The organism is Campylobacter anatolicus, from assembly GCF_018145655.1.
GTDB lineage: Bacteria > Campylobacterota > Campylobacteria > Campylobacterales > Campylobacteraceae > Campylobacter_A > Campylobacter_A anatolicus.
In genome coordinates, this window is record NZ_JAGSSY010000001.1 from 496,080 (window position 1) to 512,443 (window position 16,364).

A 16,364-nucleotide genomic window follows, 5' to 3' on the forward strand; every position below is an offset into this window, starting at 1 on the left:
ACCAAAAACATATCAAAAAGCACGTAAATATGAGCGATCTATCTGTTCCCTTGCTCCAAATCGTAACATAGCTGTGAATGCAAAATTTGGATTTCTCAGCAACTCTCTGCCGTAAGCGACGGCGTCACAAATACCATTTTTTAAAATTTCTTCACCCTGCTCAGCTGTCGTAATAAGACCCACTGCAATGACTGGTACTTTTACGACATTTTTAACCGCCTTAGCGTAGCCACACTGATAAAGTGGCTCAAATTTTGGTGCATTATCAACTTGCTCGTGAATACCTCCCGCTGAGATATGCAAAAATGAAACGCCTAAGCATTCTAGCTCGCGACAAAGCTCAATCGTCTCGCTTATATCATAATCTGCTTTTAACCAGCTATCCGCACTAATGCGAACACCCACAGGTACATTTACAGCAGCTTTCACCTCCGTCAAAATCTCCTTTAAAAGCCTAGTTCTATTTTCAAAACTACCGCCATATGCGTCTGTGCGAGTATTTGCAACTTTACTTAAAAATTCATTTATAAGATAGCCATGTGCGGCATGGATCTCTATGAGTTTATACCCTGCTTGTTCCGCTCTTTTAGCGGCAGCAACGAAATTTGCTTTAAATTTAACTATCTCATCCGCACTCATCGCCTTTGGAGTAGCGTATTCTGAACTAAATTTAATAGCACTTGGAGCAATTGGCTCAGCTGTCGCCATACTTTTGCGTCCAGCGTGAGCTAGTTGAATCGCCATAATCGCACCATATTTTGATGCATCTTTTACTAGCCTTTCATGATCGGCTATTTGCTCATCACTCCAAAGTCCAAGGTCGTTTACGCTTATGCGACCATCAAGTGATACAGCAGTCGCCTCAACTATGATAAGTCCTACACCACCCAAGGAGCGTGCTGCGTAGTGAGTGCGGTGAAAACAGCGTGGTTTGCCATTATTATCCTTTGCTTTATACATACACATAGGTGGCATCACGATGCGATTTTTAATCTCTACATCACCAATATTAAACGGCGTTAAAATTTGAGCCATATTTATCCTTTCAAAGCTAATAAATTTAAATTTGCAAAAAGACAAAAGCTTGAATTTGGTTTTAAACAAGGCCAGGCATATAACCTACCATAGTTTTAAATTTACAAACTTGCTTAAAGATAAAAATTTTATTTATGTGCATCCCAAGCTAGGATTGTATTGCCTTCCTCATCTACTGCTATATCTCCCATCCCCATTATATTGTATCCACAATCAACATAATGAACCTCTCCAGTTACGCCACTAGCTAGATCGCTAAGCAGATACATAGCACTCTTGCCGACATCTTCGGTATTTACGTTGCGTTTTAGTGGTGCATTTACTTCGTTGTATTTTAGTATCATACGAAAGTCTCCTATGCCACTTGCCGCAAGTGTTTTTATCGGTCCTGCACTGATGGCATTGACACGGATGTTACGTCTACCAAGATCATGTGCTAAGTAACGCACAGAGCTTTCAAGAGCTGCCTTTGCTACACCCATTACATTATAATGCGGTATAAATTTTGGTCCACCAAGGTAGCTAAGCGTAAGCACCGCACCACCTTGTTTTAACACCGGTAGCACCGCCTTTGTTAACGATACCAAAGAAAAAACACTCGTTTGCATAGCGATGTTAAATGCCTCTTTTGTAGTGTCTATAAACTCACCCTCTAATGCCTCTTTTGGAGCAAAAGCAACCGCATGGACGACAAAGTCTATCTCGCCAAAGTCTGACTTTATCTTTTTAGCAATATCGTTTAAATGCTCATCGTTATTAACATCAAGTTCATATATAAAATTTGATCCAAACTCCTTTGCGATAGGCTCTACACGCTTTTTAAGAGCATCATTTAAGAATGTAAAAGCCAACTCTGCCCCAGCCTTATGGCACTGCTCGGCTATACCATAAGCAATTGATTTTGCATTTGCCACGCCTACTATTAGACCCTTTTTACCCTGCATTATCATTTTTTACCCTTTGTTTCGTCGATTAAATTTATAAAATTATTTGCATCCCAACTAGCAGTACCAACAAGCACTCCGCTACAGCTTTTAATACTAGCTATCTCGCTTATATTTTTAGCATTGACGCTACCTCCGTAAAGTAGCGGTGCGGTAGTCTTTGTCGCGATAAAATTTAATATATCTGCGATCTGTTTTGCACTTGCACTCCTGCCAGTGCCAATCGCCCAAATAGGCTCGTAAGCGATAGTTAAATTTGCGTAGCTTAGATCAATATTGCTAAGCTGGACTGATAAAAACTCCTTTGTCGCTCCTCTTTCAAAAACATCCAAATTTTCGCCAACACAGTAATAAATCTCCCAGCCCTTTTTCACAGCATAATCAAATTTCTGGCGTAAAAATCTCTCGCTCTCGCTTAAAATTTCACGTCTTTCAGAGTGTCCTATCAAAACACTTTTTATACCAAACTCATCAAGCTGAGCTGAGCCTATCTCACCAGTAAATGCCCCACTCTCGCATGGATAGAAATTCTGTGCGGCTAACTTAAATTTAAACGAGCCATTTTCAAGTGCGGAAAATGGTGCAAATACAACCACATCATTATCTTGACTTAAATTTTCATTTAAAATTTTAGCATACTCACTAAAACTTGCTCTTGTGTGATTGCACTTTAAATTTGCTGCAAATTTAAATCCGCCCATCTTATGCATCCTCGCCACTATCACGTCTAAGTGGTTTTACTCCGGGCAACTCTTTACCCTCTATTAGCTCCAAACTAGCTCCACCGCCAGTTGAGATAAATGTCATCTCATCAGCATCCCCGGCTCGCTGTGTAACGTCCGCCGTATCGCCACCGCCGACAACAGTCGTAGCGTGACTCTCTGCGATATAGTGACTCATCTTTATACTACCTTTGCAGAATTTATCCATCTCAAAAACACCCATTGGTCCATTCCACCAAATAGTCTGAGCATCTGCAATAGCTGTCTTAAAAAGCCTAGTTGTCGCTGGTCCTATATCTAGCCCCATCCAACCAGACGGGATCTCTTGGGCGGTTACAAATTTTATCGCACTATCGTTTGAGAAGGTCTGAGCTGCCACTACATCAACTGGCAGATAAATTTTTACACCTAGCTCTTTTGCTTTTTTAAGAATATTTAAGGCCTCGCCTACTAAATCCTCTTCAAGCAATGAATTGCCGATATTTTCACCAAGTGCCTTTAAAAACGTAAATGCCATACCGCCACCGATGATAAGCTTATCAACACGTGGAAGTAAATTTATTAGAGCTTGTAGCTTTCCGCTTACCTTACTACCGCCGACAACTGCTACGAATGGACGAGCTGGACGCTTTATAAGCCTTTCAGCAAAATCTATCTCTTTTTGTAGTAAAAATCCAGCCGCCCTACGACTCTCATCATAAAATTTAGTTATCGCCTTAACTGAGCTATGAGCCCTATGGCAGACGCCAAATGCGTCATTTATATAAATTTGTGCGTATTTACTAAGCTCACGAGCCAAGTTTTCATCATTTTTCGTCTCGCCCTTTTCAAAACGTAGATTTTCAAGAAGTAAAATCTCACCATCTTTTAAATTTGCTACTTTTGCTTTTGCGTCAGAACCGATAATATCATTAGCCATAACTATGTCAGTATGCAGAATAAATCCCAATCTTTTTGCTACTGGCTTTAAAGACAAGCTCTCTTCATAGCCATTTTTAGGGCGTCCTAAATGTGAAGCCAAAACGATACTACAACCGCGATCTAAGCAGTATTTTATCGTAGGTATGGCAGATACTATACGGCGGTCGTCTGTGATGTTATTAAACTCATCCATCGGCACGTTAAAATCACATCTTATAAAGACACGCTTACCAGAGATATCAATATCTTTAATAGAGATAATATCGCTCATATTAGCCCCTTTTAGCGACAAATACGCCCATATCAACTAAACGTGCTGAATATCCCCACTCATTATCATACCACGCTAAAACTTTTACCATATCACCACAGATGACTTGTGTTGTGTCGGTTACAAAGATAGAACTTGCTGGATGGCTCATAAAATCGCTCGAAACTTTAAACTCATCATCTATAAAAATTTTATCTTTAAAGCTCATCTTTGCAGCCTCACGAAATGTCTCATTTATCTCTTCTACACTTGTTTGACGATTTAACACAGCGGTAAGATCTACAAGTGAGACATTAGGCACCGGCACACGTATAGCCTGTCCATGCATCTTACCACTAAGCTGTGGCAACACCTTGCTTATAGCTTTTGCTGCACCTGTTGTAGTTGGGATCAAATTTACCGCAGCTGCACGGCTCCTGCGAAAGTCCTTTGCTTTAACATCTAAAATGCTCTGCCCATGAGTATATGCGTGGATAGTCGTCATTAACGCTTTTGCTATGCCAAATTTCTCATCTAAAACCTTTGCAACTGGAGCAAGGCAGTTTGTCGTGCAACTTGCGTTTGAGATGATCGCCTCACCTTTGTAGCTATCTGTATTTACGCCTATTACATACGTCGCCGTATCATCCTTTGCAGGGGCTGACATAACGACTTTTTTGATGCCATTATTCAAAAATGGCTGACACTTCTCGCTAGTTAAATTTGCCCCAGTACACTCAAGCACCACATCTGCACCACGCCCAGCAAAGTCAAGCTCATTTGCGTCTCTTGTTGAAAATACTTTTATCTTTTTACCATCCACACTTATATAATCATCATTTATCACGTTCACATCGTGTCTAAACTCCCCATGAACGCTGTCAAATTTAAGTAAGTAGCGTGTCATATCACGCTTTGCGGTATCGTTTATCGCTACAAGCTCGCAATCATCGCGTTCAAGTATAATTCGTGCCGCACACCTTCCGATCCGTCCAAAGCCATTTATTGCTATTTTAACTGACATCTTAGTTCCTTTTGATATAATACGTTTTAATTTTACAAAAAAATAGGTTAAAACTAAATATAAATAGGGCAAAATTTGGGCGTAAATATAGCACTTTTTGGTGGTAGCTTTGACCCACCACACTCAGGACACGATCATATAGTCAAAATGGCGTTAAATGAGCTTAATATCGATAAGCTTATCATTATGCCAACTTACATAAGTCCTTTTAAAAGCGAATTTTCCGCACCACCACAGCTTAGGCTAAAATGGGTGCGGTGTATATGGGGTGAGCTAAATGGCGTGAGTATAAGCGAATTTGAGATCTCTCAAAATCGACCAGTGCCTACGATAGAGAGCGTTGAGCATCTTTATGCTACTTATGATATATTAAATTTATATCTCATAGTCGGAGCCGATCATCTTTCTACACTTAGCAAATGGCATGAATTTAAGCGGTTAAAAAAGCTGGTGCATTTTATCATAGCCGAGCGAAATCACATAAGTATACCTAAAAATTTGCAAAAAATGGATATAAATGTTAACATTAGTTCATCTCAGATACGCCATTCGCAAGGCTTAAGTGAGCTAGATGGTAGGATAAAAAACGAAGTTATTAAATTTTATAAAGGACAAAATATGGTAGAAAAGCCGATACAAGAGCGAATAGATAGCATAGTAAAAATTTTAGATGAGAAAAAAGCAGAAGAGATACAAGCTTTTGATATGTCAGATCGTGACTATTTCGTCAAATTTGTAGTTATTGCAACAACAATGGGTGAGCGACACACTCTATCTTTGACAGAAGAACTAAAAGAGAAGCTAAAACCACTTGGCGAGCAGTTTTTAGCTATTGAGAGCTCAGCTGACTGGACTGTGTGTGACTTAGGCGATATGCTAATACACTTAATGAGCTCGGAATATCGTGCAAAATACAACATAGAAGAGTTTTTAAATAAGATAAAAGCTGAAAGGGAGTAAGAATATTAGAATTAATGCGATAATATTGATAATAAAATTAACGCAATGGACAATATCTGCAACATAACAAATAATAGTCACGACTAAATAAAAATGTAATTTTAAACACGATATATCACGTTTAAAATTACAAAATGCGTTTATGTGATTATAAAATTTTATTATTAAGAGATAAGGTTATGTTTTTGCTTTATAACCACAAAGCAGAATGTAATTTTTCCTCTGCTCCATTAATAAAAAAGAAATTTTTAAAAATTTTCTAGTAAATACAGCAAACTTTTATGCCACTAATTAATATAAAATATCGGTCAGCCATCTTTTTACTCATAATCTAACAAAAATTTTTAGCTACTTTAAAATAATTCAAACTCATCTCTTAAATATCGCTTTAAAAAATTTAATATCAAGCATCAAATTATCACTAAATGCGTCTATAACTACACCTTGATATTTATTTTCAGGCACAAAGAGTATCGCCGCATAATCTTTTAGGCGTAAATTTAATACCTCAGCCTCACTATCATTTCGCCATTTTTGTAGTTCATCTCTGCTCGTAAAAGCTGGAAAATAGCCATCGCCTCCATCTTGCTCATCTTGCAATATAACAAATTTTATATTTGAACCTTCCTCTTCATACACCGCACCGCCATCAGGCTTTGCAAGTGGAGCAGCAAATAAAATAGGAGCTAAAAACTCTGCTTTTAAAAGCTCGTCTAAAAGAGCTTTTTCATTTGCTGCACTTGGGCTAGTATTAAATCTAGCCATCATCTCTTTTAACTTCATATCGCCCTTTAAATAAAATTTTTAACAAATACAAAACAAGCTAAAAACAGCCAAATAAACATAACAATCGCTAAGACAAATGGCTTTTTACCAGCGTTTTTTAAGACATTTTTATCTATACCTATACCCAAAGCACCCATAGCAATACTTAAAAGCATAGTGTCTATAAAGTCTATCACAGGAGCCATCTCGTGCGGAAAAAAAGATAAAGAATTTACACCAATAGCTACTAAAAACCAGAGTGCAAACCACGGCACATTTGCCTTTACGCTTGTTAAACTTAAAGTACCTGAGAGTTTTAAATTTAAAATCACTAAAAATAACAAAAACGGCACAAGCATAAGCACACGCAACATCTTTATGATGACAGCCATACCTTGCACCTGCTCATTTACTGCCGCACCAGCTGCGACTACGTGAGCCACTTCATGAAGCGATCCACCTATGATGTAACCCATCTCAAGCTCATTTAAATCTAAAGCCTTAAACAAAATCGGATAGACAAACATACCTATTGTGCCAAAGACAACGACCGTGCAAATAGCCACTGCTACACGTGAACCACCACCATTTAGCACACTTTCGCTTGATAAAACAGCTGCCGCACCGCACACGCTAGAACCTGAACTAATTAACATAAAACTTTTAGCGTCAAGCCCCAGCATCTTGCCAATCACACAACCAATACCAAAAGTACTAAAAACTATAAAAAAAGCGAATAAAACGCCTATCATACCAACACTTTGAATATCTGCAAGGCTTAGTTTAAAGCCAAAAAGTATAATGCCAAGCCTTAAAATTTGCTTTGTAGCAAAGCCCAAAGTGCCGTTGTACTTTAAATTTTTAGCACTTTGAGTAAAGATATTACCAAATAATGCCCCTACAATGATAGTAATTATAAGCGGACTAAGGTGTAGAGCAGAAAATGTAAAGTGTGAAATAACAAACGATAAAAGGCATATGCCAACGAGTATAGTCCACGATTTTAGCTTACTTACCACATCCTTGGCATTCACTACATTCTATCCTTTGCATTGATACCTATAAGTGATAGTGCAGTACGAATAGAAAGTGCCACGACAGCAAAGAGCTTAAGCAAGCTATCTTCATTTTCACTGCCAACCACTCTATTTTCATTATAAAATTTATGGAAACTAGCAGCTAGACTTTTTAGATAATCAGGCAACTTTTGTAACTGCCTTGAACTATAAGCATCTTGCAATACCTCAGGTAACACAAGTGCTTCAAATAATAAATTTTTACCATTTTCATCGAGGCTATCAAAACTAGCATTCATAACGTCATTTACACTCTTATTGGCTTTGCCAAAAATTTGATTTATCCGTGCATGAGCGTAGTTGATATAATATATTGGATTTGAGCTATCCTCTTTTTTAAGCTCATCAATGTCAAACTCAAGACTGCTTGTATTTGCCTTACTGATAAAGATAAATCTCAGTGCATCAGCTCCGATCTCTTCGGCTATATCGCTCATCAGCACCGCATTACCGGCACGTTTGCTCATCTTGTATGGTTTGCCATCTTTTAACAAACTTACCATTTGCATTAAGATTATCTCAAGTCGATTCTCATCATATCCTAAAAAATTTATAGCAGCCTTTAAACGTGCGATATATCCGTGATGATCTGCACCCCATATATTAACATACCTATCATATCCACGTTCAAATTTGTCATTATGATAGACGATATCTCCAGCCAGATACGTTGGTCTGCCATCATCTCGAACTACAACTCGGTCGTTATCATCACTACGTGTGGTAGAGGCTATATAAATTGCCCCATCCTTTTCATACATTTGATTTGAGCGTTTTAGCTTCTGTATTGTTGCATCAAGTTTGCCATAAAGAGCCTTTTCGCTAGCCCAGCTTTGTATATGTATACCAACATCGGCTAGATCTTTTTTGATAATATCAAGCACTATATCCTTTCCAAACTCAGCGAGTTCAAGTGTTCGCTCATTATTATAAAAAATCTCTTTACCAAATTTTTCAAGTGCTAGTTTGGCGATCTTTATGATATATTCGCCACGGTAGTATTTCTCAGGATACTCTACACTCTCGCCAAATAGCTCATTACGAGCTGCTAGTGCAATAGATGTGCCAAGTAGGTCTATTTGATTACCAGCATCATTTATGTAATACTCAGTAAAAATTTCATACCCAAGATGCCTACCAATACGTGCCAAAGTATCTCCAAATACCGCACCACGCACGTGTCCGATATGCAGCGGTCCAGTTGGATTTGCACTAATATACTCTATAAATAAGCTCTCATCCTCCTTGCTACTACCAGTAGCGAATTTAGCCCCATCTTGCAAAGCTTGGTGTGAAATTTCATCTAAAAATTTGGGCTTAAGCTTGAAATTTAGATAACCATTTACCGCACTTGCCTCAAATATCTCGCTCTGAATAAATTTATCTGCAAATTCCTGTGCTATGATGACGGGAGATTTTTTAAGCTCCTTTGCGAGTGAAAACATCGGCGTAGCATAGTGAGCTAAACTCCTATCTTTTGGTTTTTCAAGCACAAACTCACGTTCTAAAACCTTATAAATTTCAGCCTTTACTATCTCTTTCAAAGCTTTGTCCTACGCGTTTTTCGTAGTTTCTTTGATGTCTGTCTCTTTCATGTCTGTTTGAGTAGGCTTCTCTTCTACTTTTTGCACAGGCTCTTCCATCTCGGCCTTAAAACTTTTTATGCCTTTGCCAAGTCCTTTTGCAAGTTCTGGTATCTTTTTCGCTCCAAAAAGCAAGACGATAATCGCCAAAATAATAAGTAATTGATTAACTCCAATAGCCACGTTTTCTCCTTTTAAAATTTAAAATACAATATTATCATAATTTTTTAAATTTACTGACGTTTTTAGCAATCTATCCAATTATCAACAACTTCACGTAAATTTATATTCAAACTTTTTAACCGCATTGAATGCACGATGGACTTTAGCCCCTTATAGCTATTTTGCAGATCATCATTTATCAAAAAATAATCATACTCTAATATATGCTCCATCTCACCAACTGCGTTCATAAGACGGTTTTCTATAGTTTGAGACGTATCTGTGTTGCGATTTTGCAGACGTTTTTTTAGCTCACGCTTGTTTGTAGTGGTTATAAATACCGATGTAAGCTCATTTTTAAACTTCTCACGCACGATATGAAAGCCTTGAACATCAATGTCAAATATAACTATCTGTCCCTTTTTTAGGGCGTCCATCACAGGCTTTAAACTTGTTCCATAAAAATTTTTGTGTACCTGTGCCCACTCTAAAAATTCACCATTTTCTATGCCATTTTTAAATTCATCTTCACTTATAAAATGATAATCAACGCCGTCCCTCTCGCCGTCCCTCATTTCCCTTGTCGTGCTTGAAATAGAAAAATACAGATTTGGAATTTCTTTTAAAAGACGGCTTAAAAGGGTTGATTTGCCACTACCGCTAGGCCCTGAGATGACTAAAATTTGACCCTTCAACTACTTTTCCTCAAAGCTTATATTTATCTTAATATTCATATCTTTTAACACGTCTTTTAACACACTTTCACTTAGCGAAGCACTTATATGCTCAGCTATCTTTTCTCTAAGCTCTGTTTTTAATTCATCAGCGTTTGTTTCATCTGTCTTTAATGATTGTGTCACTACACTTTTTTTAGGAGTTGTATTCTCGCTTACTAAGCCAAATGCCTCCATCATCAAACTCTCATCTATCTCATCTATACTACTTACTAAAGTGTTATCTGCTATCAGCTCATCTTGAGTAATCAACTCACTAGTCTCGCTAGCAAACTTATCCATATCAATATCATCAAAACCATCTCGTGTGTCATCTAGGCTTGTCTTGCTATCGTTTGGCTCATCAACTTTTAAATCTAAATTCTCATTCAAAGGCTCATCAATGATTATATCATCACCGAGTTCATCACTTAATCCATCCGCATTTATCTTATCAAGTCCTAGTTCACTACTTTTACTCTCGTCTATAAAGCTCTTGTCATCACTCTCATTAAGTCCTAGCTCATCAAGCTCACTTTTTTTAGTGTATATCTCAGTGCTTTGGGACTGGTTCATGCTATCTATCTCATCAACAAGCTCACTTAGTTCATCTATCTCGCTCTTTTCTTCAGCCACAGTGGAAGATTCATCAAATTTAAGATCATCAAGCCTGTCCAATCCCTCCTGCTCTGTTTCACTAGATGGCTCAGTCGCATCATCACTCAAAGGCTCGTCTAAATTTATACTATCTATATTCACATCATCAGTAGCCATCTCATCTAAGTTATCATCAGCAATCTCTGCAGGTGTTTCATCAAAGCCTAACTCGTCTTCTAAACTACTCTTTAAATCACTCGTATCAATTTCTGAACCGCTTGTAAACTCATCATCTAAATTTGATAGCTCAAAATCGTCATCGCCATCAATACTAGGTATCTCAAAACTCTCAAGTTCGTCAAAATTACTCATCGCACTATCAAAATCACTAAAATCATCACTTAGCCCACTCTGTGCCAAGCTGTTGCCTACATTGGATAGTTCTGCTTTGCTATTTTCAAAAAGCTCTAAAAACTCAGTCGGTAAAAAAGGCTTTTCAAGCACTACATCAGCAAACTCTGGCTTTTGCTCTCCACGTGGAATGAGTGCCATAACAGGTGCTTGAAATTTAAACTCGCCAACATCAATATCGCTATCAACTATAATATATCCGTAATCGTCACTAAGCCCATCAACGCTATCTAGCTCAGCATAAGACATACCTATTTTATTTAGACTAAGAGTTATTAGACGTGAGACGGCGGGATTTTTATTCACGAGTGCGACATTCATCTTATCTCCTTTTAAACTTAAACCTTATTTTATGATAAATTTCATTGCTATTTTCTTAAATTTTAGAAAAATAGAGATGGCAGGTCGTTTAGCACATTCCGTAAAAGCTCAGTTGCTACCTTCATAATACCAGCAAGTATAGCAGCCATAATAGCTATACTTATTGAAATTTTAATAGGAAAGCCTATAACTAGTAGATTAAACTGCGGCATCGTCTTCATAAGCATACCAAAGATAAGGTCAGAAAGTAACGAAAGTGCAATGATGGGAAATGCCAAAATAAAGCCAAACATAAATAAATTTGCAAACACTTTTAGTGTATAAATCATCACTCCAGAACGTGGATAAAAGTCGCCAAGTGGCACATGTGCAAGAGAGCTTGAGTAAAACTGAATAACAAGATGATGTCCATCAAACATCAAAAATGTAAGCAAAGCCATAAAATTTAAGATATTTGCTACAATAGGCGAGTTTGTGCCAGTTTGTGGGTCTATAACAGTCGCCATAGAAAAGCCCATAACCATTGAGATCTGCTCGCCAACTAACATAAGAGTGGCAAAAACAATAGTAAGCCCCATACCAGCACAAAATCCTAAAAGTAGCTCACTAAGTATCTCAAAAAGTAAAAAATTTATCTGTCTATCATGCGGTGTCGCAATAGGCAAAAGCACTACACAAAGCACTAATGTAAAGGCTGTGCGAACGGATAGCGGAATTTGATTATGGGAGAAAAATGGAAAAAATACAAATAGCCCACTAAGCCTAGCAAATAAGAGCATAAATGTAATAACTCTATCAGCACCGAAAAACTGCACTAGCTCCATATATGCCTTTGTTTTTTATGGAATTTTAGCTGATTTTAAATTTGATATGGATTAAGTAGATAAATTTTAAAAATTTAACTATCAATCAGTCCATAAACACGCATTCTCTAATTCTTTTATAATAGACCCGTATATATCTGTTGGGTCTTTTTCTAGTGCCTCTTTAAGTGAGCCTATAGCCTCAATATAGTTTGTAGTGTTTATTAAAACAATTTTTGGCTGATTATCCCTGCCCTCTACTCTCCAGTAAACATTAGCCATACTTGTTTCTAAAAGGTACTCTAAATTCTCTTTAATAGTATCTCCATGCCAGTAGGTATAGTCCTGTTCTGCTCGTGGCCCAACTTGCAACTCTTTTATATACTCTATTGGATTATTTATTATTAAATATCTAAATACTATGTTCATTTAAGTGATTTAAAACTCCGCCAAAAGTACTTATAGCAAAACCACTCTTTTGAAGCATTCTAAACTGCGAAAACATGCCAATAGGAAATATCATACTAACCATAATATCCCCCATAATTTCAAGATAATCTCCGACTCTATCTCTATCAGTTTTAATCCTTTCAAGATCAATGCCACTTCCAATAAAACCAACTCTCGCAAAAACCGTATCTTGCAACGACTTGTATTAAATTTGTAATATTTTCCACAACTCCAACATTAAGCTGATTTGTATTTAATATATGCATTAAAGGTAGTTCCGCTGAAATAGTTGCATTACATTCCATATTAACTCCTTTTTAATTTATTTTAATAACAATATTTAATAACAATAAAAGTATAAACACTGATTACATAACTAAGCATTCCAATAGAAATAAACCCAAAATAACAATATTTTTCTATTAAATACCCATAATTATGTTCTCTTTTTTTTAGCTTATCTACGGGCGTTAAAGGTGAAAAAGCTCCAAGAAGAGCAGCTATATAAAAATATATATTATTAATACCGCAGACTAAAGTAATATAAACCCACGAAATAAAAATAAAAATAATAACAAGCGAAGATAATAGCAGATGCTTTTTTATAAATTTTAAAGCCTTTTTGTCAAACGTGTAGAAAAATTTTATAAAACTAAATTTATATCTATTCATAATTATTACCTTTAAGATGATAAATTATATCATTATTATTTAAATTTAGTAATAATAAATTTGGTATATTTATAGTGAAATTTTAGTTAACTCTTTATTTTCTAGTTTATAGACGTGATCGCACTTTGCAGCAAGCTCGTTATCATGGGTTACTAGCACGATAGTTGCAGCATTATCTTTTGCGTAGGTAAATAGTGTTTGCATAACATCCAGTGCCGTGTTTTTATCTAAATTTCCAGTCGGCTCATCAGCAAAAATGATACGTGGCTTTTTGCTTAATATACGTGCTATACTTACACGTTGTTGTTGTCCACCGCTAAGCTCTCCGACTTTTTGATGAAGGATATTTGTAATTTTTAGGGCTTCAAGCTGTGATTTATCTATGTCTTTATCTGAAAGGATACTGGCAAGTTCTATATTTTCAAGTGCGTTAAATCCCTTAAAAAGATAGTGTGCTTGAAAGATGATACCAAAGTCATATCGGCGAATTTTGATAAGTTCATTTTGTGGGAGCGAATAAAGAGATTTTTGATTATAAATAACTTCACCGTGATTTGGTTTTAGAAGTGTTGAAAGTATATGCAAAAGAGTTGATTTACCACATCCACTGACGCCTAATATAGCGGTACTTTCACTCTCATTTAGTGTTAAATTTATATCTTCAAAGAGCGTATAATCATACGCAAAGCATAGATTAGACGCTCTTAAAATTTCCATTTATATTTTAGCCTATTTGAGCTGCAACTTCAGCTGCAAAGTCATCCACTTTTTTCTCAAGTCCCTCACCAAGCTCAAAACGGACATATTTTACTATCTCTATCTTGCCACCCAGCTCTTTACTCTTTTCAGCTATAACTTGCTCAATAGTCTTTTTATCATCCATTACATAAAACTGACCTAAAAGCGTAAGACGCTGATCTAGCACAGTGTTATCCGCATAAAATCTCTCTATCTTGCCAGGTATTATCTTATCCCAAATCTTCTCAGGCTTACCCTCGGCTCTTAACTCGTCTTCAATAACCTTCGTAGCCCTTGCTATAACATCGTCAGTTAGCTGCAAACGACTAGCGTATTCAGGGATATGATGAAGTGGTTTACCTAGGCGTCTTAGCTCCTCATTATCCTTTTCTAACTCTGCACGAAGTGCTATAAATTCCTTCTGAACGAAGTCTTTATCAAGGTCTTTATAGCTTATAACGCTTGGTTTCATCGCTGCTGCGTGCATACATAAATTTCTTATAAACTCTTGAGCTTTTTGAGCCACTTCCTCATTCTCGCAAGTCGCAGCAATCAAAACGCCAACACGGCCATTTGAGTGCACGTAGCCATTTACCACCCCGTTTACTCCAGCTGTGATAGTTTCAAAGCGTCTAACAACTAGGTTCTCGCCGATAGTTGCGATTTGAGACTTAAAATACTCTTCAAATTTTACACCATTTATCGTGCTTTCGTTAAGTTCTTCAACGCTATTTATGCCACTTGCTTGAATATGTGCAGTAGTGTCTTTTGTAAGTGCCTGAAATTGTGGGTTTCTCGCAACAAAGTCAGTTTCAGAGTTTATTTCTGTAATAGTTGCTTGTTTGCATTTTTCACAAACTTCGACACTAACTAGACCTTCGCTAGCAAGGCGGTCAGCCTTCTTTGCTGCTTGACCTAAGCCTTTCTCACGAAGTATATCTACTGCTTTATCCATATCGCCATTGGCCTCTGATAATGCCTTTTTGCAGTCCATCATACCAGCTCCGGTTGATTCACGGAGCTCTTTTACCATTTGTGCTGTTATCTCCATTATGCATCATCCTCACTACCAAAGTCATCTTCGCTAATAGCCTCAGCTACAATCGCATCTTTCTCATCTTGACTCACTGCTTCGCTATCATCAGCTACTATGCCACCATCTTGCTCTAGAAGTGATTTACCCTCATTTATAGCTTCAGCCATCTCTTGGCAGAAAAGCTGAACGGAACGGATTGCATCATCGTTTCCTGGGATTGGGTAATCAACAACATCAGGGTCGCAGTTTGTATCGATCGGAGCTATAACTGGCATTTTTAGACGATTTGCCTCTTGCACGGCGATTTTTTCTTTAACTGTATCAATAACAAAAACCATATCTGGTAAATTTTTCATATTTCTAATGCCGCCAAGAGTAGCAAGCAATTTCTCTTTTTTACGGCGAAGCATTAAAGCCTCTTTTTTAGTCAATAAATTTATAGAACCATCATCTTCCATAGTCTCTATAACCTCTAGTTTACGGATAGATTGACGGATAGTTCCAAAATTTGTCATCATGCCGCCTAACCAGCGATGATTAACATATGGCATACCACACTTTTCAGCATACTCTTTTATCGCCTCAATAGCTTGTTTTTTTGTACCGACGAACAGGATAGTTTTACCCTCAGCTGCTGCATCACGAACAATATTGTATGTGTAGCGAAAGTAGCGGATAGTCTTTTGTAGGTCTATGATATAGATACCTTTTCTCTCGCCAAAGATAAATTTTTTCATCTTTGGGTTCCATCTGCGTGTTTGATGTCCAAAATGAACACCACACTCTAGTAAGTCTCTCATTGTTACCATTATGGTTCTCCTTGTGGGCTTTGCCCGAAATTTAGTTTATTCCTCCGCACCCTTTAACAAACGTGAGTTTGCAACTTTTCTAGGATTGATGCGTGTGAAATGAAAGGGGATTATACTGAAAAATATCTAAATTTAAACTAAATTAAGTAGATAGACAAGTAAAGTTCATAATTAGTTTTGTCATTTTAATAAGTTTTAATTTTTTAAGAATTTTAATATTACTATAATTAAGAATTAAAGCCAAAAGAAAGGAAATTGCATTATGATTTTTTAGAATTTATTTAAACTAACACATATAAAAGTATAATAAATGTATCATAAAAAGTATATATTTAATTCTGCTTTTTCTAGCCATATAGTGTAAGTTTTAGA

At 36.9% G+C, this 16,364-nt stretch carries 20 protein-coding genes and 1 pseudogene; 2 read left to right on the forward strand and 19 right to left on the reverse strand.

Features of this window, described 5'->3' with window-relative positions; all coding sequences use genetic code 11:
• Positions 1-12: 12 nt before the first annotated feature.
• The 5 genes from KDE13_RS02475 to gap form a co-directional block, all read right to left on the reverse strand.
• The gene (locus KDE13_RS02475) at positions 13-1,035 is read right to left on the reverse strand and encodes an NADH:flavin oxidoreductase/NADH oxidase (RefSeq protein ID WP_212142754.1); all 1,023 of its coding nucleotides are present in this window, start codon (positions 1,033-1,035) and stop codon (positions 13-15) included.
• Between the two features lie 128 nt (positions 1,036-1,163).
• The gene (gene fabI / locus KDE13_RS02480; protein WP_212139984.1) at positions 1,164-1,985 is read right to left on the reverse strand and encodes an enoyl-ACP reductase FabI; all 822 of its coding nucleotides are present in this window, start codon (positions 1,983-1,985) and stop codon (positions 1,164-1,166) included.
• On the reverse strand, positions 1,982-2,680 hold the full coding sequence (locus KDE13_RS02485; RefSeq protein WP_212142755.1) for a triose-phosphate isomerase: 699 nt from the start codon (positions 2,678-2,680) through the stop codon (positions 1,982-1,984). Before KDE13_RS02485 ends, fabI begins: the two co-directional genes overlap by 4 nt.
• A gap of 1 nt (position 2,681) precedes the next feature.
• Entirely contained in the window at positions 2,682-3,893 is a 1,212-nt protein-coding gene (locus KDE13_RS02490) for a phosphoglycerate kinase (RefSeq protein ID WP_212142756.1), read from the reverse strand.
• Position 3,894: 1 nt separating this feature from the next.
• Positions 3,895-4,896 carry a type I glyceraldehyde-3-phosphate dehydrogenase gene (gap, locus tag KDE13_RS02495; protein ID WP_212142757.1) on the reverse strand — a complete coding sequence of 334 codons (1,002 nt, stop codon included), beginning with the start codon at positions 4,894-4,896 and terminating at the stop codon, positions 3,895-3,897.
• Positions 4,897-4,971: 75 nt separating this feature from the next.
• On the opposite strand from gap, the pseudogene nadD reads away from it, so the two are divergent.
• Positions 4,972-5,481, forward strand: a pseudogene (gene nadD, locus KDE13_RS09780) (nicotinate (nicotinamide) nucleotide adenylyltransferase); the annotation flags it as partial.
• Positions 5,482-5,529: 48 nt separating this feature from the next.
• Positions 5,530-5,856 (forward strand): ribosome silencing factor, encoded by a 327-nt coding sequence (gene rsfS / locus KDE13_RS09785; protein ID WP_411508628.1) that lies wholly within the window; start codon positions 5,530-5,532, stop codon positions 5,854-5,856.
• A 369-nt stretch (positions 5,857-6,225) separates the two neighbouring features.
• On the opposite strand, the gene KDE13_RS02505 is transcribed toward rsfS, so the two are convergent.
• From KDE13_RS02505 to rpsB, 14 genes are all read right to left on the reverse strand, one after another.
• The gene (locus KDE13_RS02505) at positions 6,226-6,639 is read right to left on the reverse strand and encodes an SseB family protein (protein ID WP_212141584.1); all 414 of its coding nucleotides are present in this window, start codon (positions 6,637-6,639) and stop codon (positions 6,226-6,228) included.
• Positions 6,640-6,647: 8 nt separating this feature from the next.
• Positions 6,648-7,655, reverse strand: coding sequence for a YeiH family protein (locus KDE13_RS02510; RefSeq protein ID WP_338083702.1), 1,008 nt, complete (start codon positions 7,653-7,655; stop codon positions 6,648-6,650).
• The gene (gene argS / locus KDE13_RS02515; RefSeq protein ID WP_212142758.1) at positions 7,655-9,241 is read right to left on the reverse strand and encodes an arginine--tRNA ligase; all 1,587 of its coding nucleotides are present in this window, start codon (positions 9,239-9,241) and stop codon (positions 7,655-7,657) included. Before argS ends, KDE13_RS02510 begins: the two co-directional genes overlap by 1 nt.
• Before the next feature lie 9 nt (positions 9,242-9,250).
• Entirely contained in the window at positions 9,251-9,463 is a 213-nt protein-coding gene (gene tatA / locus KDE13_RS02520; RefSeq protein ID WP_212139978.1) for a twin-arginine translocase TatA/TatE family subunit, read from the reverse strand.
• A 62-nt stretch (positions 9,464-9,525) separates the two neighbouring features.
• On the reverse strand, positions 9,526-10,137 hold the full coding sequence (gmk, locus tag KDE13_RS02525; protein ID WP_212139977.1) for a guanylate kinase: 612 nt from the start codon (positions 10,135-10,137) through the stop codon (positions 9,526-9,528).
• Entirely contained in the window at positions 10,138-11,484 is a 1,347-nt protein-coding gene (locus tag KDE13_RS02530; protein ID WP_212142759.1) for a hypothetical protein, read from the reverse strand. It abuts the gene before it with no gap.
• Positions 11,485-11,546: 62 nt separating this feature from the next.
• On the reverse strand, positions 11,547-12,308 hold the full coding sequence (fliR, locus tag KDE13_RS02535; protein WP_212142760.1) for a flagellar biosynthetic protein FliR: 762 nt from the start codon (positions 12,306-12,308) through the stop codon (positions 11,547-11,549).
• 81 nt (positions 12,309-12,389) lie between these two features.
• Positions 12,390-12,659, reverse strand: a complete 270-nt coding sequence (locus KDE13_RS02540) for a hypothetical protein (protein ID WP_212142761.1) — start codon at positions 12,657-12,659, stop codon at positions 12,390-12,392.
• A 40-nt stretch (positions 12,660-12,699) separates the two neighbouring features.
• Positions 12,700-12,933, reverse strand: a complete 234-nt coding sequence (locus tag KDE13_RS02545; RefSeq protein WP_212142762.1) for a hypothetical protein — start codon at positions 12,931-12,933, stop codon at positions 12,700-12,702.
• Positions 12,884-13,042 carry a hypothetical protein gene (locus KDE13_RS02550; RefSeq protein ID WP_212142763.1) on the reverse strand — a complete coding sequence of 53 codons (159 nt, stop codon included), beginning with the start codon at positions 13,040-13,042 and terminating at the stop codon, positions 12,884-12,886. Before KDE13_RS02550 ends, KDE13_RS02545 begins: the two co-directional genes overlap by 50 nt.
• 22 nt (positions 13,043-13,064) lie before the next feature.
• Complete coding sequence (locus KDE13_RS02555; RefSeq protein ID WP_212139973.1) at positions 13,065-13,409, reverse strand: hypothetical protein; 345 nt, start codon at positions 13,407-13,409, stop codon at positions 13,065-13,067.
• Between the two features lie 69 nt (positions 13,410-13,478).
• Positions 13,479-14,126 (reverse strand): ABC transporter ATP-binding protein, encoded by a 648-nt coding sequence (locus tag KDE13_RS02560; RefSeq protein WP_212142764.1) that lies wholly within the window; start codon positions 14,124-14,126, stop codon positions 13,479-13,481.
• A 7-nt stretch (positions 14,127-14,133) separates the two neighbouring features.
• Positions 14,134-15,198, reverse strand: a complete 1,065-nt coding sequence (gene tsf, locus KDE13_RS02565) for a translation elongation factor Ts (protein ID WP_212139971.1) — start codon at positions 15,196-15,198, stop codon at positions 14,134-14,136.
• Positions 15,198-15,992, reverse strand: a complete 795-nt coding sequence (gene rpsB, locus KDE13_RS02570) for a 30S ribosomal protein S2 (RefSeq protein ID WP_212139970.1) — start codon at positions 15,990-15,992, stop codon at positions 15,198-15,200. Before rpsB ends, tsf begins: the two co-directional genes overlap by 1 nt.
• Positions 15,993-16,364 lie beyond the last annotated feature (372 nt).